The sequence below is a fragment of the Trinickia sp. genome (genome assembly GCF_057351765.1).
The window spans coordinates 1-26,538 of the sequence record NZ_JBMRBK010000053.1 but is presented as its reverse complement, the minus strand read 5'-3'; the positions used below and the strand labels follow the sequence as shown (position 1 = coordinate 26,538).

Annotated in this window: 16 protein-coding genes and 1 pseudogene; 8 read left to right on the top strand and 9 right to left on the bottom strand. The window is 60.3% G+C overall.

The window, feature by feature from the left end:
• Positions 1-71 precede the first annotated feature (71 nt).
• Positions 72-4,391 (top strand): beta strand repeat-containing protein, encoded by a 4,320-nt coding sequence (locus ACO1XS_RS14625; protein WP_486391018.1) that lies wholly within the window; start codon positions 72-74, stop codon positions 4,389-4,391.
• Positions 4,392-4,402: 11 nt separating this feature from the next.
• Entirely contained in the window at positions 4,403-6,106 is a 1,704-nt protein-coding gene (locus ACO1XS_RS14620; protein WP_486391017.1) for a ShlB/FhaC/HecB family hemolysin secretion/activation protein, read from the top strand.
• A gap of 60 nt (positions 6,107-6,166) precedes the next feature.
• Here ACO1XS_RS14620 and ACO1XS_RS14615 read toward each other — a convergent pair.
• A pseudogene (locus ACO1XS_RS14615) lies at positions 6,167-6,611 on the bottom strand (tyrosine-type recombinase/integrase); the annotation flags it as partial.
• Between the two features lie 738 nt (positions 6,612-7,349).
• Here ACO1XS_RS14615 and ACO1XS_RS14610 point away from each other — a divergent pair.
• From ACO1XS_RS14610 to ACO1XS_RS14595, 4 genes are read left to right on the top strand one after another with little or no spacing between them, the layout of a single operon-like run.
• The gene (locus ACO1XS_RS14610) at positions 7,350-7,874 is read left to right on the top strand and encodes a transposase (RefSeq protein ID WP_486391016.1); all 525 of its coding nucleotides are present in this window, start codon (positions 7,350-7,352) and stop codon (positions 7,872-7,874) included.
• Positions 7,850-8,203, top strand: coding sequence for an IS66 family insertion sequence element accessory protein TnpB (gene tnpB, locus ACO1XS_RS14605; RefSeq protein WP_059586051.1), 354 nt, complete (start codon positions 7,850-7,852; stop codon positions 8,201-8,203). Before ACO1XS_RS14610 ends, tnpB begins: the two co-directional genes overlap by 25 nt.
• A 30-nt stretch (positions 8,204-8,233) precedes the next feature.
• Positions 8,234-9,814, top strand: a complete 1,581-nt coding sequence (gene tnpC / locus ACO1XS_RS14600; protein WP_486391015.1) for an IS66 family transposase — start codon at positions 8,234-8,236, stop codon at positions 9,812-9,814.
• Positions 9,815-9,869: 55 nt separating this feature from the next.
• Positions 9,870-10,724 (top strand): hypothetical protein, encoded by an 855-nt coding sequence (locus ACO1XS_RS14595; RefSeq protein WP_486391014.1) that lies wholly within the window; start codon positions 9,870-9,872, stop codon positions 10,722-10,724.
• A 95-nt stretch (positions 10,725-10,819) separates the two neighbouring features.
• Here the strand turns inward: ACO1XS_RS14595 and ACO1XS_RS14590 are convergent, their stop codons facing one another.
• From ACO1XS_RS14590 to ACO1XS_RS14580, 3 genes are all read right to left on the bottom strand, one after another.
• Complete coding sequence (locus ACO1XS_RS14590; RefSeq protein ID WP_486391013.1) at positions 10,820-11,839, bottom strand: hypothetical protein; 1,020 nt, start codon at positions 11,837-11,839, stop codon at positions 10,820-10,822.
• A gap of 308 nt (positions 11,840-12,147) precedes the next feature.
• Entirely contained in the window at positions 12,148-14,079 is a 1,932-nt protein-coding gene (locus tag ACO1XS_RS14585) for a hypothetical protein (protein ID WP_486391012.1), read from the bottom strand.
• Between the two features lie 265 nt (positions 14,080-14,344).
• The gene (locus ACO1XS_RS14580) at positions 14,345-17,692 is read right to left on the bottom strand and encodes a VPA1262 family protein (RefSeq protein WP_486391011.1); all 3,348 of its coding nucleotides are present in this window, start codon (positions 17,690-17,692) and stop codon (positions 14,345-14,347) included.
• Between the two features lie 1,175 nt (positions 17,693-18,867).
• On the opposite strand from ACO1XS_RS14580, the gene ACO1XS_RS14575 reads away from it, so the two are divergent.
• Complete coding sequence (locus ACO1XS_RS14575; RefSeq protein WP_331569188.1) at positions 18,868-19,986, top strand: porin; 1,119 nt, start codon at positions 18,868-18,870, stop codon at positions 19,984-19,986.
• A 94-nt stretch (positions 19,987-20,080) separates the two neighbouring features.
• Here ACO1XS_RS14575 and ACO1XS_RS14570 read toward each other — a convergent pair whose 3' ends face one another.
• From ACO1XS_RS14570 to ACO1XS_RS14550, 5 genes are all read right to left on the bottom strand, one after another.
• A complete protein-coding gene (locus ACO1XS_RS14570; RefSeq protein WP_331569190.1) occupies positions 20,081-20,776 on the bottom strand; it encodes a GntR family transcriptional regulator in 696 nt (231 codons plus the stop codon).
• 142 nt (positions 20,777-20,918) lie between these two features.
• A complete protein-coding gene (locus tag ACO1XS_RS14565) occupies positions 20,919-22,550 on the bottom strand; it encodes a bifunctional 3-(3-hydroxy-phenyl)propionate/3-hydroxycinnamic acid hydroxylase (protein ID WP_486391010.1) in 1,632 nt (543 codons plus the stop codon).
• An 81-nt stretch (positions 22,551-22,631) separates the two neighbouring features.
• A complete protein-coding gene (locus ACO1XS_RS14560; protein WP_486391009.1) occupies positions 22,632-24,071 on the bottom strand; it encodes an aldehyde dehydrogenase family protein in 1,440 nt (479 codons plus the stop codon).
• Between the two features lie 19 nt (positions 24,072-24,090).
• Positions 24,091-24,654, bottom strand: a complete 564-nt coding sequence (locus ACO1XS_RS14555) for a VOC family protein (protein WP_331569196.1) — start codon at positions 24,652-24,654, stop codon at positions 24,091-24,093.
• A gap of 80 nt (positions 24,655-24,734) precedes the next feature.
• Positions 24,735-25,589, bottom strand: coding sequence for a fumarylacetoacetate hydrolase family protein (locus ACO1XS_RS14550; protein ID WP_486391008.1), 855 nt, complete (start codon positions 25,587-25,589; stop codon positions 24,735-24,737).
• A 147-nt stretch (positions 25,590-25,736) separates the two neighbouring features.
• Here ACO1XS_RS14550 and ACO1XS_RS14545 point away from each other — a divergent pair, with 147 nt between their 5' ends.
• Positions 25,737-26,318, top strand: coding sequence for an amino acid synthesis family protein (locus tag ACO1XS_RS14545; RefSeq protein ID WP_486391007.1), 582 nt, complete (start codon positions 25,737-25,739; stop codon positions 26,316-26,318).
• Positions 26,319-26,538 lie beyond the last annotated feature (220 nt).

Below are 26,538 nucleotides of genomic sequence, written 5' to 3'. Positions count from 1 at the left end.
CAAGAATCGAATCAGAGTGCCGATAACTCCTTTATTCATTGCCGGCGAATTCAATCAGTCAATACGTCCCCATGTCAGCCCGCACGATGAGCCAACATGCCGATCGTGTAATCCGGCATTGCTCTCCCGCATATTCCCGCGCGGCGGGCACCCGGCACGGCGATCCCTCGATATTCCGCGTCCCCACGGTAATCGCGCTGGCGTGCTCGGCGCTCGCAAGCGCTGCCGTTCTTGCCGCCCCCGCCGGCGGCACCGTCACCGCGGGTAGCGCCAACATCAGTCAGACGGGTGCAACTACCACCATTACCCAGAATACGAACAAGCTCGCGATCGACTGGTCGAAATTCAGCATCCAGGCCGGCGAAACCGTCAATTTCCTCCAGCCAGGCACCGGGGCGATCGCACTGAACCGCGTAACGGGCAGAGAGCCGAGTGCCATTCTGGGCAACCTCAATGCCAACGGCACCGTATTCATTCTCAATCCGAACGGCGTCCTGTTCGGCAGCAGCGCGCAGGTCAATGTCGGCGGGCTGGTCGCGAGCACGCTTGGCTTGAGCGACGCCGATTTTCTGGCGGGCCGCTACGCGCTCAGTGGCGCGAGCACGGCAAGTGTCGTCAATCAAGGAACGCTTATGGTGCCGCCCGGCGGCAAGGTCGCGTTGATCGCGGCCGCCGTGAACAATGGGGGCACCATCAACGCACCACAGGGCAGTGTGCTGATGGCAGGTGCGAGCGCTGTCACGCTGACGCTCGTGGACGGCAGCCCGCTCGGCTATACGATCAGTCGCGGCGCAGCCAGCACGCTCGCCGCCAACGGGGGCCTGATTCAGGCGGACGGCGGCCATGTTGTGCTGACCGCCAAAGGACTCGACGCTTTGAGCGAAGCCGTCGTTAACTCAAGCGGCGTGGTGCGGGCTCGCACGGTGGCCAACAAACAAGGCACCATCGAGTTGGTCGGCGACCCGGACTCCGGCGCCACGGCCGTCAGCGGACAACTCGACGCCAGCGCGCCAGAAGCCGGGGGCATAGGGGGCGCGGTCAAAGTGCTCGGTGCCAAGGTGGGGCTTTTCGACGGCGCACGCGTCGATGTCAGCGGGATGGCCGGCGGCGGCACGGCGCTGATCGGCGGAAACTCGCGCGGTGCTGGCCCCAAGCAGGATGCATCGGCAACGTACGTCGCAAGCGGTGCCGCGATCGATGCCGACGCCGTTCGCACGGGCAGCGGCGGCAAAATAGTCGTCTGGGGCACCGACAGTGCAAACGTGCACGGCTTGCTTTCCGCCAATGGCGGAGTCGCAGGCGGTAACGGCGGCAGCATCGAGACGTCCGGCCATGTCTTGGACACCGATGGCATTGCGGTCAGCGTGGCTGCGGGAACGACGGGCGGCACGGGGGGACTGTGGCTGCTCGACCCGTACAACGTGACGATATCCACGGGCACTCAAACGGGCGGGGCGTTTTCGAGCAACGTCTGGACGCCCAGCGCCAATGGCTCCGTCGTCAACGTCTCGAGCATCCAGAGCATTTTGAACAGTGGCGGCAACGTCACGATCACTACGGCCGGCGCGGGCACGCAAGAAGGCAACATCGCCATCAACGGCAGCATCGCCAAGACCGCCGGCGGCAACGCCGCGCTGACCTTGATCGCCGACGGTCGTATCACGACAAACGCCAGCAGCGGAGCGCACCGAACGATCACAAGCACGAGCGGCGCGCTCAACGTATCGATGACGGCCAATGCGGCGACGAGCGCATCGAACACCAACGGCATCAAGTTCAGCTACCTCGATATCACCGCCAACGGCGGCAATATCAGCGCGGTGTCCACCGGTGCGCGGTCGGGCACCGTTGCGGCACTCGATCTCGAGAACAGCACGTGGGTGACGACCGGCAGTGGCACGATTAGTCTGTCGGGCACGATGCCCAGCAACGGTAACAGCCAGGGCGTGTACCTGAAATCGACGACGCTGAGAACGGCTTCCGGCGCAATTTCGATATCGGGCACGAGCGGCGGCATCGCTACGGTCACGGGCACCAACAGCGGCGGCGCACCGCTTTTCTCCATCAACGACATCGGCGTGGACCTCGTCGGCGGCAACACGATTCAGAGCACTAGTGGCGGCGCGATCACGTTGACCGGCACGGCAACGGGGGCGACGAGCACATGGGCCGGCAGCGGCGTCACGATCGGCGCGCTGGACAGCCTCTCGACGTCGGGCGCGCTGACGATCATCGGAACTGTGAGCAATCCGACGTCGACGACTTATCGCAATCAGCTTTCAGCCGTCAATATCACGGCGACGTCCTCGAATGCGGCGACCTTGAGCGGCGGGACCGTCGATATCGCTGGCACGAATGAAGTCGTGGGCGGCTCAGCCAGCACGAGCAATGCAAACGCCGCAGTGAAATTCGCCGGCAAAGTGAACGTCACGGCAACCAGCGGCGCTATCGCCATTTCCGGATCGAACGCCGGCGGGGACGGCGTGTGGGGTTCCGGCACCGCCGCTGTGACAATGAGCGCCCCCAGCGCTTCGTCGATCGATATCGACGCGCGTTCGCTCGATTCGGTGAGCGGGTATAGCGGGTTCTATATCGGCAACGGTGCAACGTTGACGGTCGCGACCGCGGCGCCGCTCAACATCACCGCGCTCAGTAACGTGGACGCGCGCAAGGCGGTTTGGAACAAAGGTGGACTGATCACGCCCGGCAACCTCGACATAATGTCCACGGGCGGTTCCATCGCTGACGATACGACCCATGGCGGCTACTTCCAGGTAAGCGGTACAACGACGATCGACGCGAGCGGATCGGGCAACACCATCAGCCTGACCAACAGCGGGAACGCCTTCAACGGGACACTCTCGATGAATGCGGCCGATACGACGCTGTCCAATAGCACGGCCCTGACGTTGGGTACGTCGGCAATCGCCGGAAACTTGACGCTCACCGCACCCGGCATCGCTCAAACCGGTGCTGTCAGGGTCACGGGCACCACTGCGCTTGACGCCGGCAGCAACGCCATCACGCTCGGCAATAGCGGCAATACGTTCTCCGAAGCGATCGCGTTGACGGCCGCGGATGCGACGCTCTCGAGCGGCTCGTCACTGAACATGGGCGCATCCACGCTCAGCGGTTCGCTGAACCTGGCCGCAAGCGGCATTACGCAAAGCAGTACGTTGAACGTAAGCGGCGCCACCACGCTCAACGTCGGTAGCGGCTCGCTCGCACTGACCAATAGCGGCAACTCGTTCAGTCTGCTCTCGGTCGGCAGTGCCGCCGATGCGACCATCACCGCCGCCACCGCCTTCACCGTCTCCGGCGTGAACTCGACTGGCAACGTGCGCCTGACGACGCTCTCCGGCAATCTGACCACGACCGGCAACTGGACCGTCTCGAACGGCGATCTGACGCTGTCCGCCGGTGCCGCTACCGCGCGCGGAACGGGCAGTGGCGGCGATGTGAAGAACAGCGCGACTTTTACGCTGGACACGGGCAAAACGGCCACCGTGTACAGCGGCTCCATCGATTCGACAATGCTGGGCGGCTCGCTCGCGCAGCGGGCGGCCGCGGGCTCGGGCAATTTCCGCTACGACCGGCAGAATGGCGACGCAGCCGGCGCGACGGGCATCGGTGATGGCGCTACCTACGTCATGTATCGCCAGCGGCCGACGGTCACAGTCACGCCGACGGACTCCACCAACACCAAGGTGTACAACGGTAGCGCCGGCGCGGACCCGCAGCTGGCGTATGGCACGATGGGGCAAGTCAACGGAGATACCGCGGCGCAAATCTTCTCGGGCTCGCTCGAGCGCGCATCGGGGCAAAACGTGGGCAGCTACGTGATAGCGTCCGGCACGCTGGCCGATCAGCTCGGCTATCAGGTGACGTTCACCACCGGCCATACCTTCGGAATCACCCCCGCGCCGCTCGTGATCTCGGTCAACGGAGCGAGTCGGTACATCGGCCAACAAAACCCGTCGTTCAGCGCTTCATACAGCGGACTAGTCAGCGGAGAGACGATACAAACGGCGGGACTCCAAGGCCAGTTGAGCTTTTCGACCACTGCCAACACCCTTTCCGGCGCCGGGGCCTACGCCGTTTCCGTGGATGGACTCTCGAGCCAAAACTACAGCATCAGCTTTGTTCCCGGGATACTGACAGTCCGCACGGCGAGTGTGTCCACCGTCATGCTCGGGTCCACTTCCATGGACTCATCGTACGTGAGCGCCGTTGCCGATGCCGAGGCCAAAGCACGCGTGAGCGGCAGCGTCGACGCACCGTTGCCTGCACAAAAGATCAGGCTGGGGTGGCGAGCCGTGGCGGCCACCTTCCATATCGACGATTCCGTTGGCGATGAGGTGGGTGGCACTCGCGCGGCAGCATCGGAGTGAACCGCAGCATCATGTCATTGCGCAAGATAAAACGCCGCGCCGGATTCGCGCGCGCAGGCTTGGGAGTTGCCATACCGGGCCTGCTCGTCACCTTCGCATCACACGCCGCGTTAGCTCAGGTTCGGCCTGACGCCGGCGGCGTCGCACGCGACGTCGCACCGATCGAAGCGCTACCTGCTCCCTCGAAAGACAGGTCGCTCGCTCTGCCGAAAGACACCGACACCGATGCGTTGCCGCGAGACGGAACACGCATTTCCGTGCGTCGCGTTCGAGTGACGGGTGCGCATCTCTATTCGCCGCGCGTTCTTGAAGCGCTCGTTTTCGGCCTGAACGACGGCGAACGCACGCTCGCAGATCTCGTGCGAGGCGCCGCACGTATTACGCATTTCTATCGCGATCACGGATGGATACTGGCGCACGCGTACGTGCCGGCTCAATCGATCAAGAACGGCGACGTCGAAATCCGCGTTGAGGAAGGAACGCTGTCGAGCGTACACGTCGTGAACGATCCGCACAGCCGCCTGCGTTCGAGCGTAATCGACGCGCATCTTGCAGCGATTGAACGCGGCGCCCCGTTAAATCAGCCGGAAGTCGACCGGGCATTGCTGCTGCTATCGGACTTGAGCGGTGCGCGACTTACTGCAAACCTTACGGCCGGCGCGCAGCCTGGACAGACCGTGTTGGACGTCCGCAACGCGGCGACGCCGCTCGTCAGCGGCGAGCTGAGCGCGGACAACTACGGTTCACGCTACACCGGTAAGGCCCGCATCGGCGGCTCTCTGAGCCTGAACAGTCCCCTCGGCTATGGCGAGCAGTTCACCGCCCATTTCCTTGCGAGCGACTCGAACCTTTACTATGGACGGCTCGCAGGGCAGATGCCCGTGGCCAACGCCGGCTTGAGCACCGGTATGAGCCTCACGCACACTCAGTATTTGCTCGGGTCTGACTTCGCCGCGCTCGGTGCCCGCGGCCGCGCGGACATCGTCCAGTGGAACCTGGCCTATGCGGTGGTGCGGAGCGTCCCGATCAATGTCATCGGGCAATTCACATCGGAATTCCGCGACTTGTTCGACGAAGTCGGCGCGACATCGAGCGACACACATAAACACGCGTTTCACCAAAGCATCAACCTGCTGTTCAGCGGCAAAGACGAATTGATAGCGGGCGCGAACACACAGGCTGCGCTGCGCCTCGGCACCGGTACGCTGACGATCCTGTCGCAGCCTGCAGCGGCGATCGACGCCGCGGGCGCTCAGTCCACAGGACGATACGGTACGCTCAACCTCGATCTGCAGCGCAATCAGCAGTTGAGCAGCCGCTGGAGCGTACTCCTCAGTGCGCGCGGGCAACTCGCCTCACGCAACCTCGATTCGTACCAGAAGTTCACGCTGGGCGGCCCCGGCGGCGTACGTGCCTATCCGGCCGGGGAAGGCACTGGTGACGAAGGCTGGCTCGCATCCACGGAGCTTTCGTACAAGATCAGCTCCATGTTGATTCCCAGCGTGTTTTACGACCTCGGCGGGGTGACGATCAACAAGCATCCCTACCTCGATAGCGCGAATTCGCGGGTACTGCGGGGATATGGCGCAGGCATCCACGGCAGTCGCGGCACCTTCGCCTGGAGCATTGCTCTGGCGTTTCGCGGCGCTCAGCATGCCCAGGCCGAGCCGGACAGCCCGATGCGTGGATGGGTACAGATCGGCTGGGCCTTCTAGTCGCCCGACAGACGCGGCTCGCCTCACTCCTGATACCGTCGTTGCGTCGTTGCTGTAGCTGCTGGTATCGTCAAGTCCAATAGCGGCGACCCACCGATGAACCAGTCGGGCGTATTGCCGTGTCGACAGATGCGGCGACGCACGCAAGCGGCTTGGGAAAAGATAGTCGGCAGACTTCAGTCCACGCACCTGGACCCAGGCCGCGATGCTCTTCGGTGATCTCAAATTGAACAGGTCGTTGCGTCTTCTGCTGCATTACCATTGCCCGGGATCCGACGTGGGCGCCTTGGCAGATGTCCTGCACGAGCAGGCGTGCGAGGTCGCACGCCCGAAGTTTGCTATCGATTGCAAGATTGAACATCGCCAGCTCGCGGAAGTTCGACGACATTTGCAGCCTAGGGCGAATCGCCCAGACTTCCGGAAGCTTCAACGGTGGCTTCTGGCCGGTGAGCGTGCCCTTGTTCCACGGCGCGCGCGAGCCGACGGGCGCCGTATGCTTTTCCATGAGGATTTCCTTTCAATCGAAGGGATATCCAGTGTGCCCGCCAGCCAGCGGTCGCTGAACGACCCTAAGCCGACATTCGAGGTTGCCGAAAGCGGTCACTCAACTCACTCAAAAGCGCGTTGTATCTGATTGATCAGGGCTGCAAGTTCCGGTTTGTCACCCCACATGTCGAATTCCCGAGTGGCAATCAGTCCCATTGTGAGTGGCCCCTGCTTTGGCTCCGACGATTCGTCGGAAATTTGGGCACGGCACCACGTCAATTGCCGATGAATGCTCTGTACATTTGGCCATGTGGGAGCCACCAGAGGTCCGATAGCTGATAGAGCTGCATCGATCTTGAGTAAGAGTTCGGTGTTCGTCAAAAGATCCTCCAAGCCTCCGTCCCGTCGAACGCATACCCTTGCTGGTCGTTCGTCGCGTCTAGGATTGATGGCCATTCGACGCGTGGATGGTAGATGTATTGCGGCAAAACGAAGTACCTAGAATGTCTCACGTCGATAACCGTCGTCAGTCGTTCGAATTTCCGTTCCATCCAACTGAAAGCAATGACGCTCGAGCAATCGGACATCGAAAACATGCAGCCCCATGCATAGCCTGGAAATCTGCGCCCGGCCACATCAATAACGTGAAATGAATCCCCATGCGGCGGTTCACCGTATGCGGTCCATTGTCGGCGTCTACCCAACGGCGCTCTGAGCGAGGAGCATAGGTGTCCACCTATTTTGGAGGTGGACACCTATGGCTGACAAAGACTCTGAGTTGAGAGTGGTTCGTCAAAACAGCGACGGCCGTCGCCGCTACGACGAGAAGGGCAAACGCGCATTGGTCGAGGCGGCGTTACGCCCGGGCGTGTCGGTGGCTCGCCTGGCGCAGGAGCACGGGATCAACGCCAACCTGCTACGCAAGTGGATTTCGAAGTATCTGATGGAGCGCGAGAAAGGCCTCGTGCCGGCGTCGCAAGATAACGACGCTGACGGGCACGATTTGCCCCCCGCCGTCGAAGTGGTCGATGGTGTGGCTATCGATCTCCCGGGTTCGCTCAAGCGCATTTCGGCCACGGCACCAGCATCTGCGTTCGTGCCGGTCGTTTCGGCGCCGTCGTTGACACCGCCCACATCAGCATCGATGACGCTCGCGTTGCATGTGCGTCTATCCAACGGTGTCGAACTTGAGCTGGGCAAGGCCATCGCGACCGTCGACGAACTGACGACCTTGGTTCAGATCCTGGGGAGGATGCCGTGTTCCGGTTCGACGAAGGCTTGAAGGTCTACCTGCACCGCGATCCTGTCGACTTCCGCTACGGCATGAACAGCCTGTCGATTCTCGTCGAACAGTCGATGCGACTGAACCCGATGGATGCTTCGCTCTACGTGTTCGGCAATCGGCGTCGTGATCGAATCAAGATCCTCGGCTGGGATGGGAACGGCTTCTGGCTGCTAATGAAACGCCTCGAGGCCGATCGCTTCACCTGGCCAGACAAGAAAACCGAAGTCGTGACGATGACGACGGATCTGCTGCACGCGTTGCTCGACGGTGACGACATTACTATGATCCAGCGGCATCCGAGACGCGAATATCGTCGCGTCAGTTGAACGCGGGATCGGCGTGTCTGTCGAATCGGCATGCCGATCCAGGTCACCATCACCGCCGACGAACTTGCCGCGCTGCTCGCGATACGCGAAGCGTATGGTTCGCTTCAGCGCGAGCATGAAGAAGTTCGCGGCACGCTGCGTCTCGTGACGGCGGAACGCGATCTCGCTGAGGAGCGGCTGCGCGCCTATCGGCACGAATTATTCGGCGCCAAAAGTGAGGCGCGATCCTCGGAACAGCTCGGTCTGTTCAATGAAGCCGAAGCACTGGGCACGAAGGCGACGCCGGCGCAGGAAGACACTGCGGAATTGGCGGTCGCTGCGCATACGCGCAAGAAGCGCGGCCACCGCAAACCGCTCGATCCCAACCTGCCGCGCGACGTCGTGCGACACGAACTGCCCGAAGCTGAACGCTTCTGCGCAAACGATGGGCACGCGCTCGTCGAGTTCGGCGTAGAGATAAGCGAGCAGCTCGATGTGATCCCCGAGCAGCTTCGCGTGATCCAGCACCATCGCGTCAAATACACGTGTCCGTGCTGCGATCTCGGCATCAAGGTCACGCCGGCGCCGCCGCGCATCATCCCTCGCGGACTGTTGAGCGAATCCGCACTCGCGTGGATTGCCACCGGCAAGTACCAGTTCGGCATGCCTCTGTATCGCCAGGCCGGCCTGCTGAGTCGTTTCGGCGGCGACATCTCGTCGAACACGATCGCCGCCAGCATGGTCCGAGTTGGCCTCGCGACGCAGCCCGTGATCAACCTGATGCGCGACGCGTTGCTCGATGCCGAGCTGATCTACTGCGACGAGACGACGCTCCAGGTGCTCAAGGAGGAAGGCCGCCGCCCCCAAACGAAGAGTTACCTCTGGGCGCAAATGACCGGTTCGGGTGTCCCCATCCGCTGCTTCACCTATACGCCGGGGCGCGGCACCAAGCTGGCCGACAAGCTGTTCACCGGAATCCACGAAGGCGCGGTCATGATGACCGACGGCTACGAGCCCTACAACGACATCGCTCAACGTCACCAGCTCGTTCACCTTGGATGCTGGGTGCACGTAAGACGGTACTTCGTCAAAGCGGAGGACAGCGTACCGAGGGCTGCCCGAACGCCCAATCTGCTCGCGACGCGCTTCATCAAGCTGATCGGAAAGCTGTTCGCTGCCGAGACGCGCAGTGAGACGTGGCCGTCGCAGCGACGACAGCGATTGCGACGACGCTACAGTGCACGCGTACTCGACGCTATCCATGCGCTGATGCTCGAGCAATCGCCGGGTATCGTACCGAAAAGCCTGCTCGGCAAGGGACTGACCTACTTGCGCGCGCAATGGCCGAAGTTGATCCGCTACCTCGAGAATGGCGATTGGCCCATCTCGAACAATCCCTGCGAAAACGCGATTCGCCCGTTCTGCGTGGGGCGCCGCGGCTGGTTGTTCTCCGACACCGTCGATGGTGCAAACGCGAGCGCCAATCTCTATACCTTGGTCGAATCGGCGAAGGCCAATGGCATCGACCCGTACCGATACCTCACCTGGCTGTTCCAGCGTCTGCCCCTGGCGAAGACCGTTGACGATTACGACGCGCTGCTGCCCTGGAAGATGCCTGCCGAGCTCCGCTGACCCGCAGCGTTACCCACCTCACACACTCCGACACCTTCTCTGAAGGGCGTCGTTCGTGGACCGCATACCGAAGATCGACGGTGACTTCGTTCACAGCTTCGTGATGACGGATATCGCCACCGGCTGGACCGAGTGTCTCGCTATGCCGCTGCGCAGCGGGGCGTTCGTGCTCGAGCACATCTCGCGGATTCGCGATGCCTTGCCGTTTCCGCTGCGTGGTCTGGATTGCGACAACGATAGCGCGTTTATGAACGCGGCTGTCTTCGACTTCTGCAAGGCAAGGGATATCGAGCTGACGCGCTCGCGGGCATATAAGAAAAACGATCAGGCGTGGGTCGAGCAAAAGAATGGCGCCGTCGTGCGTCGCCTCGTTGGATATGGAAGGCTAAGAGGCCTCGAAGCCACAGAAGCGCTTGCCTCCCTGTATCAAGTGTCGCGGCTGTACATCAACTTCTTCCAGCCGTCATTCAAACTTAAATCGAAGACTCGCCACGGCGCCAAGGTAACGAAGCGCTATGAGGCGCCGTTGACGCCACTTGAGCGCGTCCTGCGGTCAGTCTCGATTCCAGAGGCAACCAAACGCCACCTTCGTGCGCGGTTTCGTACGCTCGATCCATTGGATCTGCTGCGTCGAATGCGCGAAGCACAGCAGCATCTCGCAGAATGCAGCGCCTCCGGTGACGTCTCAACGGAGACCAAGACAGCAAGCGAGGTCCCACTCGCGGATTTCCTCTCGAGTCTTGAGACAGCGTGGCAGTCCGGCGAAGTTCGGCCGACGCATCACCGCAAAGCGCGGGTCGCGAGGACGTGGGCACTAACTTCGTGCAACCGGTTGCAAATTTTTGGTATCTCCCTTTCACGGCTAATTTTTTTGCCGGTCAATTCCCAACCCCTGAGCGCCCCGTGTTAGTCCCAGTTCGGCCCAGAAACGGACATAGCGCCACCGGACAAGCGACAGCACTCTCCCGACCGCACGTCGCTTGAATCAGTTGGATGCGCGTACCTTCAAAAGTAAGGCGCGGGCTTGAGACCAGCTATGTCGACGATCATAGGGTTGTTTATTGGCTGATTTCCGGACGTGTATCTAAGCCTGATTGCGATATGTGTCTGCGCGGCGTCAAATACGGCCTTGTCAATCAAATTGACAAGTTCGCAAATATCCGCGATGGGCAGTGCATCCAGGTCGGCCAGCAGAACAGGTAGCTGGGCTTGTTTGTCAATATGGCCCACTAGTTTGTTGCGCACTTTCCGGATACTGGGATAGATGGCCGCAAACCGTGGATTTCCCCTTAATTGTTGTAGACTAAAGACACTCCCAATTCCCTCTGATGTCATCACTTCAAAAAGGCCCTCAATCGAGTGCTGGTTGTTGACATCTTTGAACACTGTATCCGCGAGATTCTGGGCATGCAGCAACATGTCCAGCTTCGCGTGTCGAACTGTCCAAACTAGCTCCGGGAAATTCTGAGCATTGTTGTGGACGTACTGGGCGAGCTGGAACAGGGCCATAGAGCTGTGGTAGCGGTAGAAGACTCCTGGGAGCTCGCCGGCGCTCACCTCCTGTACGCTCAAGCCTGTGTAACAAAGGTGATTGTTGATCAACCTGAAGCCAGCGAGAAAGTCCGAGTGATACTGGTCGAAGACCTGCGGCATCAGGTAGGAAAATGTTCTATGCGTGCTGCCGGCTGAGAGTTCAGGTGCGATATAAGAAGGATCGGGAGCGGGCGTTGACGCAGCCATAAACGTGATTAACGATGAGACGCTGGCGTTTGTGATCTCGTCGGCAGCTCGATAGCCGGCAAAGAAATCCGACTCCTGTTTGTGAGCCAGAAGGACATTTCTGATTTGCCGGAACCGGGCGTGGATGCGGTTGCCGATTAAATCCTCGAAAGCCATTGCATTCACGATGATTCTGAACGCCAGGTATCGCCTGATGACTTCGCTGGTCGTCAGCCGAATCATGGCCTCGTACAAGCGAGAGCCCTCAAGAAGAAATGTTTTCATGTCGTCAATGGGTGCAGCCATCGTCTTCCCCTAAAAAGTAGACCACGATAACAGAAGCTCATTTGCGCCGCCAATGGCGCCGAAAGAATGGCGTTATGAAAGGGGTAGTGTCGGCGTGGTGTATGGCTGCTATGGGTCGTCTGCTGCCCGACGTGGCAACATGACCCGTCCAAAATCGTCCGTTTTTGGACATCTGCCGATGACGTGTCCAAAAGCCGCGGTACGGTTGGTTTCGCCCGCAGCGCGCCGCGTGTCCGTCCCATGTCGGGCCAAGTGCGGACATTGACGACCCGTGGATGGGCGACGCGACCTCAACGCATTGCCCGCTCCTACACTTTTTCGAACAAAGAGGACTGGTAGGAAATATTCCAGCGAGGCTGGCCGCCTACGGCAAGAGTGAGCTGGAAGCGCTCGGGCGCTTCCGAACGACGCTCCGCCAACGGGATTTCCGTGATGGTAATCGGCGCGGCCATCTTTTGCTGTATGCAATGTGCAGTTACGTCCTCAACAAAACAACACACGCGGTCAAGCATCGCTTGCACAAATTCCGTGACCGGCTGGCCGGCGACGAGGGGTTCGACCGCGACGATGTTCGCGCCCGAGGTGTCATACGTGACGCGTGGCAAGGACCAGTTGTTGTGCTCCAGATCGTTGCGACTTTTGATAAGCCGCTCTGACCACGTCTGCCGACACTTCTCTAGATAATCTGCTAGCAGCGGATCGGTTGCCTTCAGTGCAGCAATACCGCGCTCAAAGGCAGGTTGCTGCTTGAACATGAAGCCGATGTCTACGCCAAGCTGCGTCGTGAGTCCCTGCATGCCTTGCTTGATGACGCGCGCGGCGCTGTTAAGGAAGTGCTCCGCCTGCTTCCTAAGTTCCTTGTCGATGTTTTCGTCAATGTGGATTGCCACACCTTGCCGCCGCACGACTTCCCCGGCGGCGACTTTGTGCGCGTGTCTTGCCCAGAGCTCGGATATTTCTTTAGCCGCTGTTCGCGCCGTGAACAGCGAGTTTGGGACGAAGTCAAAAGCCTTGTCGAAGCTTTCGCGCGCCACCGGATCGGGATAAACGGCGTCGCGCAGCCGCATGAGGCCCATGAACAGACGCGCCATGAAGGGTGACGCCGAGCCCTCGTCGGCGAGCTTCTGAACGATCCACTGACTCTGCGGTTGCTTTACCAGCATGTTTGACCGTTGCTGAAACCGAGTCAGCATGTCGCCGAAATCTGCCGGCGTAATTGGTAGGACATACGAAATTTGTAAATCATCCGGCCGGGTGATAACTCCGGCCTTCAGTATGTCCTGTCTCCCGAAGAACGGCAGCAGGCCGAGCAGCGACAATTTACCCTTAAGAAGGATCGTGCCTCCGTCCTGCCACGGGATAAGTTGAATCGTGGCCATGTGTTGCCCGCGCCGGTCCGTGATCTGAAACGGCGGCGCTGGCACAAAGCGGTCTTGGTACTGATTGTGTGGAACGGGACTTAGATTGCCCTTGAGGTCGTACTGATAGCCGCACATCACCACAGCCGCGTTCGGTACGCCGTCCAGCAATTCGGTGAAGTTGGAAAGCTTCGCGCCCGGCGAGAAGATGCCCAAGTGCGCGACAACAAAAGACATCATCTTGTTGAAGGTGAACGCGCCCGTCGGCCTCAGGACGATCAGGACGTAGACTGCCGGCATGTAGTTGTTGAGCGCACCTTCTGCTGGCGGCAGATAGTCGCCGCTCAGTGACTCTCCCGGAAACTGCGCCGCATACTGGATCGCGCCCATCGAAGCAACGACGATCATGTCAGGCCATTCCCTGCTCGCAGTCGCGGCGTTGAGCCGCTCAAGCTCTTCGGCAAAAGCCTCCAGCGGCAAATCCGACCTCTGAGCGTAGATCACGCCGAGTGTTACGGTCGTCGTCGGCGTATCCCGCTTCGGTGCTGGCGATTTCTTCAGCCGCTTCGCGCGTGCAACGCGCGCGTAAGCTGCCCGGAAGTTGTCGATCGTCAGACTGTCGGTCGCGTCAGCAACGACCGCGGTAGAATCCGCCGGCACTTGCGCAAGAGTTGCAGCCGGCGACGTTTCCTTCGCCGCGTACACGACAGCTGCGAAGGTATCCGACACCGCGCCGTCAGCATCGACAACGCTGGCGGACGCTACCTTGTACGGCCATCCGACGTACCGTTCGATTCCCGCTCGCAAGGCGGCTGAAAGAGTCCCTGCGCAGACAGCGGCGACCTGGCGTCCAGTCTCAAGGACCTCTTGGGCGATTGCCATCTCACGCGCTCCTTGGTCGGTTGGTGTATGCCGAGATAGACTTGAATCCCAAGGATTCTAGGTCAAAGCGGCCAACTCCATGGGGCATGTACGCAGTACGCGCTGCGACCTGCCTTTTTGAAACCGGTTGCACGAACTGCTGGTACACAGCGATTGCTGGCAGCACGACCACTAGCTGCTTTTCGCCATTCTGTTCTGGGTCGACTCGCATTCGGCCGCCGCTCAGGACTCGTTGTCGCTCACCAGCACTGTTGCTTGGGTGAACCTATTGAAGTTTGCTTTGCGACTCTTTGCATGAGGCCAGAAGCTCCTCCACTTGATCAAGGAACGCGACGAGTTGGTCGGGTTTGCCAGCGCCCTCCCTGCGCCATTCGACCATCGGCCTAAACTTGGTCAGCTCTCGGGCGTCCCGCGACAGCCACTCCAACTCGCGATCGGTCATGCCGCGCTGGCGTAAGTAGTACTCACCCCATCTGGCGAAGGCCAGTATCCACAGCGACACAGTGAGGGCGCCGTCCCACCGGGTCCAGTCCGAGGTGCTGGCGAGAGGCTGTAGCACGATCTTCTGCTGCCGCTTCAGGATCACCTGCATCGACTTCAGGCTGGCCAGCTGTCGCTCGGGGCTGCTGTAGGCAAAGAGGAACGCGGCGATGTTGGTCATCTGGCCTTCGCGCGCTCCGTCAAACAGCCGGGGCTGTTCCTTGAACTCCGGTTCCAGCATGCGGGCGAGCTCCTGCACCCAGATCTTGCAGGCATCGTCGGTGTTTGCGCGGCCATTCCGTAACAGCGGAAAGATCACATCGTGGAACAGCCATGGTTCGGCCCAGGCCAGTTGCCGCATATGACCACGCATGGAGTCGACTAGACGCCTGAGCTCTTCAGTGGGGATGGTCGCTGGTAGCGCGTCGTGCAGCGCCGCAACCAGGCCGTTGAAGATTTCGGCCTTCTCCGGATTTCCTGCCGCGTGATGAACCATCCAACCAAGGGCACGCACTTGCTCCGGGTAGGCAAAGGAGCCCGTCAACTGCAGCACTGGCGCGAGCCCTTCAGGCTTTTCCAGCTGCCGCTCAATCGCGTTCAGTCCCATCCATTGCAGCAGACCGTTGCTGCTGCGAACGAGGAGATCCCGTTGCACCTCGTTGATATCGAACTGTATAGACAGCGAAATGTCGCCGACGATCTGGCTCAACAGAGACAGCCGCACCACGTCCCGAACTTGCGGTTCCCTTGGCACGCCGGCCACCTGAGCTTCGGCGATCGATAGCAGAGCCTCTGGGGCATACCACCATAGAAACTTGATGGCGAAGTACTCCGGCCAAGTCAGGGCCGCGTATTTTGTCGCGTGGAACAAGTGATGCAAGTGATAGGAGCTGTGTAGCAGGGTCTCGACCGGTTCCCGAAAGAATCGAGCGTCCATCACGGCCAATTCCTTATCTCCCTCGTCATACACGCGGTTGAACGACGTCTCAAGGAACCGCGCCAGGAATTCCAAAAAGCCGCGCTCGGATTCGAGTTCGCGAAAGTGGCGGTCCTCGATGCGCGAATGCGCGAGCACGTCGCCGAGCACCTCCCAGGTCGCCGTGAAGTCCGCGAAGTTACCCGCGTGCTGAGCCAAGAAATTGCGCAAGCCTGCCGTCTCGGGCAGCGTGAGCGAGTCATCCATGAGCAGTCCCACCGTGACCATCCGTTCCTTCAACGGATCTCCGCTCAAGCCCTGTAGTGACGGCTCGCCAGTCCACACGCTTAATACGTCGCCCGCCCGGGCCTTTTCGATGAAGCTGAGTAGCTCGTAGTTTCGGGGCGCCGTCGGCAACGCCTTGGAGTCGAAGAGAGGTCGCATGGAGGGATTCTCGTTCTCGCTTTCGGGCTGTGCTGCCTGCGTCCTCTCGGCCTCTTGTACCAACTCGAACTTGTATTGCTGAACCTTGAGCAGGACATCCGCAGGGATCGGGGTGATCAGCAATGGTTGGTCTTGAGCGGCTGCCTGAAACGAGTTGGACAGGTTGAAGCCCGCGACCGGCAACTTGTCCGCTCCCGTGATCAGAATGTAGCGATCATGCAGCCGGCCCTTCCTCAGGCCGTAGATGCGCAGCTTGATGTGCTTCAGTAGGTAGCGGTTTTGCTCGCAGTTCGCCACCAGGTTGTCAATCCCGCTGGGGGTGGGCTTGTCGGATTCGTCCGGCGTCGCTTCGCCTTTCTTGGGTTTTTGTTTGGGCAGGGACCTGAAGATGATGTAATCGGCCTGCGGTGCGGCACAGAGCAACACCAGCCCCAGGCCAGCGGTCTCGAAATAGGGATCAAAAATGACTATCTGGTGTTGCTGGTACTTGGCCAGCAGCGCCCTAAACCACTCCACGAATTGCAGCCGCCCCTCGCCATCGCCCAAGCCCCAGCGCATGAAGAACTGCCCCTCCGACTTCGGCGGATGGAGCCGTGCAAAAAGGGACGCGAGATTTCGGTTGGCCGGGACCCAAGGGTCCGCCTCTCGCCCACCGAAGCGGTTGGCAAATCCCATATTGCCGCGATTGATCGTCAGGGCTGCCTTCACCCGCGCCGGTACCGCCTTCCGAGTAGCTCTTTCTAGCCAGTCGAACTTGACCGGGCTGACCGCGTGGCCGACTACATGACCCTGAAGACGGAACTCCCGAACATATCCGATCCGCCACCGGCAACACAGCGTACCCTCGCGGGAATCGTCGCCATGGAAGCCGAAGATCTCCAAATCGGTGCTGTCAGTACTGGCGCGCAGCTGGTCGTTCAGTTCGAACTTGCACTCGAACACGTCCTCCGCATTGCGTTCTGCTGTGGCGACGCCCGAGTAGACGATTTGGCTGTCGTTCGCAATGCTCAGGCGGAACTGGAAGCCGCTGAAGTGCGGTACCTGTATCGAATCGAATCGGGCGACCAAGGCGCACGGGGCGTCAACCCAGCTCACGCTTAGCAAGCGCCTCTCTAGGTCGTCCAGCGCAGGAAAAACCAACAGTTCGAGGTCGCCGAACCGAGCGGTATCGACGCCACCGAAGTCTAGGCCAGTATCCGCGTTGAGGTGCTTGACCATCGATGCGGTCAAGGCGACGTCGTAGTCCTGACCTACGCGGAACAGCGTCCCTTTGTCGGTCTGGGTTATCGAAGCGCTGAAGGCCCCAGCCCCACCATGCGGGCTGGATGGCGAATGATGGTCATGTGCGTCGCGATTGAGCAGGTAGGCGACCGGGCGGTACGCCAAGTCGTCGGCGGCAAGCGCGGTCGCTCCGAACCGCGCCTTCAATTCGTCCGAGAGCCCGAGCTTCAGGTCCTCGCTTAATGTCGAGACAGTTCGGCCGACGCTCAATTGCCGTAGGAGGTCCGCGCAATGGGTGCTTTTGACGTACAGTTCGAGCCGTATAACTTGCGCCTGGACTTGTCCGAAGGTATGGAAGTTATCGTCACTGGAGGACCAGTGGTCGTTGGAATGGCTGTAAGGGAGTAAGCGACCGTAGATGACGCGGCTCTCAATCGATTGCTCGGACTTGATCTGCAAGATCCACAGCTGCAGCGCGCAGTGGCGCGTGTCCTTCGAAAACAGCCGCGCTAGCCGGCCATCGTTAAGCAGGTCATCAAGTACAGGAGCCATCGATTCCCTTTATGAGCAGTTTTCCGCATTTTCACGTTGGCGCCGACGCTGAAATGAGCCACGTTTCAGAAGATATGCCGACGTCAGCGAGCACCGAGCCTTCAGACTCCAAACCCGCATGCGTGTATGGCACATGCACCGATCAGGTGGCCGCTGGATCGATGCGGTGATTCAAAGCGGAGTCAGTGCCAACAGTATATGTCCGCTATGGCGCGCAACGCTGATTGCCTACTTCCGCTTCGGGGCGGATGGGAGTCGTGCGCTTACTCGACAGCAGAGACGCCCGTATCCCCTTGTATGAGCGCGGGGTTTCGATTTCCGGTGGGTGTGACCAAGTTGATACACGGCGATTTTGAATCCGGTCGCAAGCTTGACCGGTACACAACCGCTGGTACACTGATATTTCGCCCACAGGATTAAGTTGCTGATTTTTATCAGGTTTTGGTGTGCGGGGAGCCTATCCCTCTCTCTCCGCCAGGTTGCCTGCAACCCCTTGTTTTGCCAGAATCTGCTGGCGTTACAGGGGGTTTATTTTTTGTACGGTACAAAGCCGGGTACAAAAGCCAGGTACAAACCATGCGAAGAACGGGGGCGCGGCCGAAGGTGACCGCATGCCTCAATTCATGTTCAAAACCCGTTCTGGAACGGGGTATCTCTCCCGTCGTGGCGTCCCTAAAGACGTGTGGCGCACTATCGAAGCAAATTCGCCTGGTAACAAAAAACCTGAGCCAATGCGGTTCTCATCTTGATTGACGCGCGGCACCAACTCGAACAGCAAACTCAGAACGAGCTTCATCGCTACTAGGCGCATCACTCCTACCTTGGGTGCCACGCATCTACTGCTACGACACCGTGGATGTTGTGACAAAGCGGTTCCAGCAGCAAGACGCAGCGCCCCCTCATCCTGGCCCATTCCTCGTCGCAGCCATCCCACGTGCGAGGCCCCCGTTCGCGATGTGACTCGCCTTCGCCACTTCGCAAGTTCGATGCTCCCTCCTGTTGACTTCCACGATGCACACGCACGCATACGCGAGTAAACACTGAGCCCGATTTGCCCACATCGGCATTGACCAACATGGGCGTTTGGTTGAATATGCACAAAAACATAAAACATGGATTGTGTGTCTGTTTGTGCGTTAAATGTGATCTGAGCAATGTAACCGGAGGAGACGATAGTGAAGAAGCGCATCATGGCCGCGGCGACAGTCGCGGTGGGAACGTGTGTCGGCGCCGTGCCGAGTGCGCACGCTCAAAGCAGCGTGACGCTGTGGGGCTTGCTCGATGCCGGCGTGTCGTACATCAGCAATATCGGAGGACATTCCGCATGGAGGATGGACGACGGCATCGCGCTGCCGAACCTGATGGGGTTTAAGGGCTCGGAAGACCTGGGCAACGGCACCCGCGCGGTTTTTCAGTTGACGACACAGTTCTCTTTGAATGGAACGCTCGTTTCCCAGAAATCGAACGGCAGCGGCTCCGGAGTCGGTCTATTCGCGCGAAATGCGTGGGTGGGTCTGGATAACGATCGGTACGGGAAGCTCTCGCTCGGCCGCCAATACGACTTCATGGTCGACACGCTGTTTGCAGACGTGGGCGCCGATATAGCGATGTATGGCGGCGGCTTTTATCAGTTTCGCGATGGCCCGTTTGCCAAGCTGGGCATTCCAGATTCACCACCGGATGAGGCGTTCGATTTCGATCGGATGAACGGCGATACCCCGCTGAATAATTCGGTGAAATATACGAGTCCGCTTTTCGGAGGGCTGCGGTTCGGGGGCATGTACGCCTTTGGCGGCACTGCCGGGAATTTTCGTCAGAATAGCGCGGATAGTTTCGGTGCGAGCTACACCACCGGGCCGTTCGCATTCGGTGCAGCCTATACGGACGTTCGCTACGCGGCGATGCTCGGCGACAGCATTCGCAACTTCGGCTTCGGTGCGAAATACAATGGACAGAAACTGCTGTTGACGGCGCTCTTCACCAATACGCGCAACACGCAGAACGGTGCGGCGGTGAACGCCGTGGAAGTCGGCGCGCTCTATCGCTTTACGGCGGCCTTTTCCACAAGCCTCGCCTACACCTATATGTGGGGCAATGCAGGGGTGGATCACAACCATGCGCATCAAGTTGGCGCCGTTGCCAAGTATTTCCTGTCCAAGCGTACGGCGGTTTATGTTCAAGGCGCCTATCAGTTGACCAACTCTGGCGCTACCGCAGCCATCAACGGGACCTTCGGCCCGTCGAGCGGCCGCTCGCAGTTCATAGGCCGGATCGGCATGCAAACGATGTTTTGAGGACGCGAATGTCGGCCAGGTGAGACAAAACGTTGCCTTGCCGATATCGCCACAAAGGAGGCGCCGTGCGGTTTCAGATCAGCACGGCGCTTGCTTATTGGACCGTCGCTAATTGGCGCTCGAGCGCGCCTGTGACACGTGTCAGCGTGCCTTCGATATGCTTGCGCAGCAGACGCGCAGCCTTTTCCGCGTCTCGATCGATCGCAGCCTTCATCAGTGCCTCGTGTTCGCTGTTCTTATGGCGCTCTTCGGTTCGATGCAGTGCGGAATAGCGGCGGTACCGTTCGGCGCGATCGAAGAGCGAAGCCACCATATTGGAGAGCAGAGCGCTGGGCGTGGCCGACAGCAACGCCATATGATAGGCGCGGTGGCGTTCGGACCAGTCGTCGTCGAGTGCTACCGGGCCGGAGCCGAGACGTTTCTCCGCGAGGCTCAATCGATGAAAGGCCGTGAGCACGGTCACTTCCCATTCTTCGTCGCCATGCGCGATCGAATCGCTGAGCGCCTCGAGTTCGAGCAGGACGCGCAGCCGTGTGATGTCTTTGAAATCGTCGATGCTGATTGGGGCGACCCAGAACCCACGGTTTTCCGTCGCTTGGACGATGCCGTCTTGTGCGAGCCGGTTCAAGGCTTCGCGGATCGGCGAGCTGCTGAGGCCGTATGCCTTGGAGAGGCTTTCGACCTTGAGGCGGGTGCCCGGCGCGAGTTCGCAGCGGATGATGGACGTCTTCATCCGGGCGAAGGCTACATCGATCAGCGGTACACCATTCGAAGCGGATGTCGAGTCCATGGGTTTGAGTTGACTACGCATTTGTCGATGAGACGCATTTTATGCGCAAAATTGATCGATATGCAAGATCGAACTGTTTTACCGCGTAAACAAAAAAAGCGCGAGGGTAGGATCCCTCGCGCTGCACAGAGTGCGTTTTCGATCAGGCGCAGGCTGAGGTTGCGGAATATTCGTGAGCATTGCTCGCCCTCAGCGCAGCGGCCAACTCACTGATCATCGCAACTGCGTCTTCTGCTTTGCGGCAGCCGCCGTATACGTAGTGATCGGGCCGCACGATCACTACGGCGCAACCATGCCGCTGCATCCAACTGACGAGTACGCCATCGGCGTCCTGATAGGCATATGACGGTGCACCGGCCTTGAGCGGTTCAGTGCCGATCACGACCCGCGCCGCCGGAATATCGCTCAGTGCATCCCATTGCGCCACCATGCGTTCGATGATGGCTGCATCGGTGTCGTTCTCGACGACGATGCGAAACGTCATGCCGGTCGCTTCGTCCAGCAGGCATTGACGACCGTCTGCGGTTTTGACGAGCGGTTGCGGAAATAATTGACCGCGCGGGCCGTCACTCGATGCGGCCAGGAGGCCCGCGTTGAGCGGGGGAATCAAAGATTGCCTGATGGTTCCGCGCGGATTGGCGGCCATTTCTTCGAGCAGGCGTTTATCCCGCTCGAGTGCAGCTACGGGATCGCGCTCGCATATCACCTTGCCGAGTGATTTCGTGACGAGCGTGGTTTGCTTCACATGCGGGAGCCGCTCGGCCTGATAGGTGTCCAGCAGGCCGGGACCGGCCGCGCCGCGGTTGACGAGCGTGAGCTTCCAAACGAGATTGGCTGCGTCACGGATGCCTTGGCACATCCCCTGCGCCAGAAACGGGGGCGTCATATGCGCGGCGTCGCCGAGGAAGAACACGTGCTGCGACCGCCATTGGCGCAGGACGAGGGCATGGAAACGATAAGCCGAGGCGCGCCAGATGTCGTATTCCCTTTCGTCGAGCCAGCGCGAGATGAGCCGGCGGACGAACGCGGGCTCCGTGGCTTGTGCGGGCGTTTCGCCTGCGTTGATCATGAATTCCCAGCGCCGGACTTGACCCGGCCCGACTACGAATGTGCAAGGGCGTTCGATCTCGCAGTATTGGACGTTCGTCGCCGGCAGGCTTGCGCCGCACCCGTCCTTGAGGACGATGTCGACCACGAGCCAAGGTTCGTCGAAGTCGAGATCTTCCATCTCCAAACCGAGCCCCGTGCGGATCGGGCTCGTGCCGCCGTCGCATGCGAGCACATAGTGCGATCGGTACGTGCTCGGTACGTTCGGCAGGTTCTTCTCGTTCGACGATTCGACAACCGTCACCGACGCCCCGTCGTCGCCCGACGTCACGGCTTCGACTTGCGCGCCGAGCTTGACTGTCACCGACGGGAAGCGGGCTAGGTTCTCGCGCAGGATGCCTTCGATCTGGGGCTGCATGAAAACGTAGTTGGGTGCCCAGCCGAGTTGGAACGGCGGCTCGGCGGCCTCGATGCGGCGAATCAGGCTGGAATCGGTCGTGCGATATTCCGAAGGGCGATAGGGCATGACGTAAGGCGCAAGCTTGTCGGCGAGTCCGAGATCGCCGAAGATCCGCATGATTTCGTGATCGAAGCCCATTGCACGAGGTTTATCGAAGACCGTCACGGACTTTTCGAGCACGAGCGTGCGCAGCCCGGCCTCGCCGGCCAGATTGGCTGCGACCGCGCCTACCGGTCCGAGCCCGACGATGATCAAATCGAAGTCCACGTCTCCTCCTTAAGGAATGCTATTGCGCAAGCGCGCGCGGCAGCGTTTGCGGTGCGCTGGTCGTCTTGGCCGGCGCATGTATTAATCGAAGTATGCCTTTGTGTAAGCGGTCTTGACGGTCGTGAAGAAATCGACCGCATACGTGCCTTGTTCGCGCGGCCCGTAGCTGGACGCCTTCGTTCCGCCGAACGGCACGTGATAATCCACGCCGGCGGTCGGCACGTTCACCATCGTCATGCCGCTTTTCACATGCCGCTTGAAATGCGCCGCGTATTTGAGCGAGCTCGTGCAGATGCCGGACGAGAGCCCAAACGGGCTGTCGTTCGCGACGGCGAGTGCTTCCTCGTAGCTCTCCACGGCGATGGCGCACGCGATGGGGCCGAAGATCTCTTCCCGTGCAATGCGCATTTTCGGTGTCGCATCAACGAATAGCGCAGGCGATAGGTAGTGGCCACGGGTGTCTCGCGTCAGGAACTGGCCTCCGCAGGCAAGCTTGGCACCCTCGTTTTTGCCGATGTTCAGATAGCCCTCGTCGTGCCGCAACTGCGACTCGTCGACTACCGGGCCGATCTGCGTTTGCGGATCGAGCGCATGGCCGACGCGTAAGCTCTCGACCGCTTCCGTCAGACGAGAAACGAACCGGGAATAAATTCCCTTTTGCACAATGAACCGGGACGAAGCGGTGCACCGTTGCCCCGTCGAATAGTAGGCACCTTGAACCGCGCAATCGATCGCGACATCGAGATCCGCATCGTCGAGAATGACGAGCGGGTTCTTGCCGCCCATTTCGAGCTGCATGCGCGTGAACTGCTGCGCCCCGCGTTGCAACAGCGTGCGCCCGGTTTCGACAGAGCCCGTGAACGACAGGGCGTTGACATCGGCTGACGAAACGATTGCGTTGCCGACGACGCTGCCGCGTCCCATGACAAGGTTGAACACGCCCGCGGGAATTGCGCTGCGAGAAATGATCTCGGCGAGCGCCCACGCCGATGCGGGAACGAGATCCGCGGGCTTGAACACGACGCAGTTGCCGTAGGCGAGCGCGGGCGCGATCTTCCAAGCCGGAATGGCGATCGGGAAATTCCAGGGCGTGATGATGCCAACAACGCCGACGGGTTCCCGTGTGACTTCCACGTCGACCAGCGGACGAACGGACGGCAGCTTTTCGCCGCCCGTGCGCAGGACCTCTCCGGCGAAGAACTTGAAGATTTGGCCGGCGCGCGCCACTTCCGCGATACCTTCGGCAAGCGTCTTGCCTTCCTCGCGGGAAAGCAGCGTGCCGAGTTCGGTTTGTCTCGCCAGCAACTCGGAGCCGATGAAATCCAGTGACGTCGAGCGCGCCTGAATGCCGCTATGCGCCCACGTGCCTTGTGCCGTGCGAGCCGCTTCGATGGCGGCTCGCGCACCGTCGGCATCGGCTTGGGCGTATTCCCCGACGACATCGTCCAGGTCGGACGGATTGAGGTCGCTGCGCGATGCCGTGCTTTCGTGCCAGTGGCCACCGATAAAATTGCGCTTCATATAGAGGCCCGGTTGGTACTCAAGCGTCGAACGCCACGCGCTGGGCGGCAATCCGCTCGCGCATCTCGGCAATCCAAGCCTCGCGCGACAAGAACCCGGGACGGCGCAGGCACATCGCTTCGGTCTGCTTCAGGATTTCGTCTATCGAAAGGTCGAGGTCGAGCGGTTCTCGGCACGGCTGAGCGGTGAAGAACGGACTATCGACGTACAACTCGATGGGGTTGCCTTCGGGATCTTTGAAATAGATCGACCAGGCGTTGCCGTGGTCGACTTGCTCAATGCCTTTGACCCCGGCTTTCACGGCCCGCCGATAGTACGACTGCAAATCGGCGAGCGAATCGAGCAGAAGCGACAATTGATTGACAGGGTTGAACGGAAGATCGGTCGGCTTTCCATCGAACAAGACGAGTTGATGGTGGATCTCGGGATCTTGCGTCATGAAATACAGACGGTGGCCTGTCGAGGCGACACCCCTGTCGCTGACGACGAAGCCCAGGAATTTTCGGTAGTAGTCGACCATCATTTCGAGGTCGCTGCAAAAAATCCCGCAGTGCGTGAACTGAATTTTCGGCAAGGCTGCCATGGATGTCTCCGGATGTCTCGTTTGCGTTTTGTTCAACTGGTTGGACGTCTAGATGCAGGGCTGCTGATGTGTCCGCCCATTCACGCCTCGTCTGCGACGGGGTTCGACAACGTTCCGATGCCCGGAATGACGACGTCGAATGTATCGCCCGGCTTCAGAAAGATCGGCGGCTGACGCTTAAAACCGATTCCGCTCGGCGTGCCCGTCGCCAAGATATCGCCGGGTTGCCAATCTAGGGCCTGCGAGACGTAGGCGATCAGGTGGGGAATGTCGAAGGCGAGTTCGGAGAGCTTGCCGGTTTGCATGCGTTCGCCGTTGAGCACCCCCTGAATCGACAATTCCCGATAGTCCCGGATTTCATCCGCGGTAACGAGCCAGGGACCGAGCGAACCCGTGCCGCGGAAGTTCTTGCCCATTCCGTACTGGTGCGTATGAAACTGCCAGTCGCGCACGCTCGCGTCGTTGAAGCACGTGTAGCCGGCGACGTGATCCATCGCATCTTCCGCTTTGATGTGCGAGCCGCCGTTGCCGATCACGACCGCGAGTTCGGCTTCGAAGTCGAAATGCTCCGACACGCGCGGCCGGATGATCGGCGCGCCGTGCGCTACGAGCGTTTGAGCGAAGCGATGAAAGATGACCGGGTACTGGCCCACCGTGCGTCCCGCCTCCGCGGCGTGGGCAACATAGTTGATCCCGACGCAGATGATCTTGTTCGGCCGAGGAATGACCGGCTCGAGCGCAACCGCGGTAAGCGCGAAGTCGTCAGCCTCGGCCGCATCGACGAGCCGTCGCGCCTCGTCGAGTGCGGCCGTGTTCGATACGAGCGCCGCGAGATCGGGGACGGTCGGCAGCCGTGTCGCCAGATCGACGATGCCCTCACCCTTGACTGCGCCGAATCCCGGTTGGCCTTGGTATCGGTACGAGACCAGTTTCATGTGTTCGCTCCTGATGGGCATAAAAGATATTTTTGTGCATATTACACCGTGATGGATATAATGCAAGCGCTGGCGTGTGAGATAACGCCGGCTGAGTAGTCGATCTAGACGAAGCAGTGGATGCGAACTATTTCCTCGGAGCAGCGGATGTCGCTAGTCAATGTAAGAAAGGTCAAGCTGGATATCGAAGAGATCTGGCACGAAGGCGGTGAGCGGCTCGCCGAGCCGCTGGTGGTTGCCGTGGCGACGGCGATCGTCGCGAATCCTTACGCGGGACGGTACGAGCCTGATCTTTTGCCGTTCATGAGTGCGTTGCGGCAGCTTGGAGCGGATCTTTCGTCCCGTCTCATGGCGCAGTTGGGCGGTACATCGAAGGTGCAGGCATATGGAAAGGGCGCGATCGTCGGCGAGGACGGCGAACTTGAACACGGCGCTGTTTGGCACGAGGCGGGCGGCTGGGCGATGCGCGAAACCTTGGGCGGCCCGAAGGCGATCGTGCCATCGGCCAAGACCATCGGCGGAGTGGGCACACGTCTGATGGTTCCGCTCGGTCACATTCAAGCTTCCTATGTCCGCAGCCATTTCGGAACGTGCGAGGTCACGGTGTGGGACGGCCCGCGCCGCAACGAGATCGCGTTTGCACTGGCCATGGCGACGGGCGGACGCGTGCACGCGCGGCTCGGTGGATTACGGGCCTCGGAAATCCAAGGGCTCGACGGGCTGCGGTGATGTTCAGGTAAACGATGATTTGATTTGTGCACAAAAATACATATCGTGCACGTACTGACAAACAGGAGACAAACGATGGCGACGAAGATGATGCGGGCGGCGCGCATGCACAACGTAGGCGAGCCGATGGTAGTGGAGGACATCCCGGTTCCAGCGCCGCGCCCGACCGACGTGCTCGTAAAAGTGAAGGCATGCGGCATCGTGCCGAATCTCGGCAACG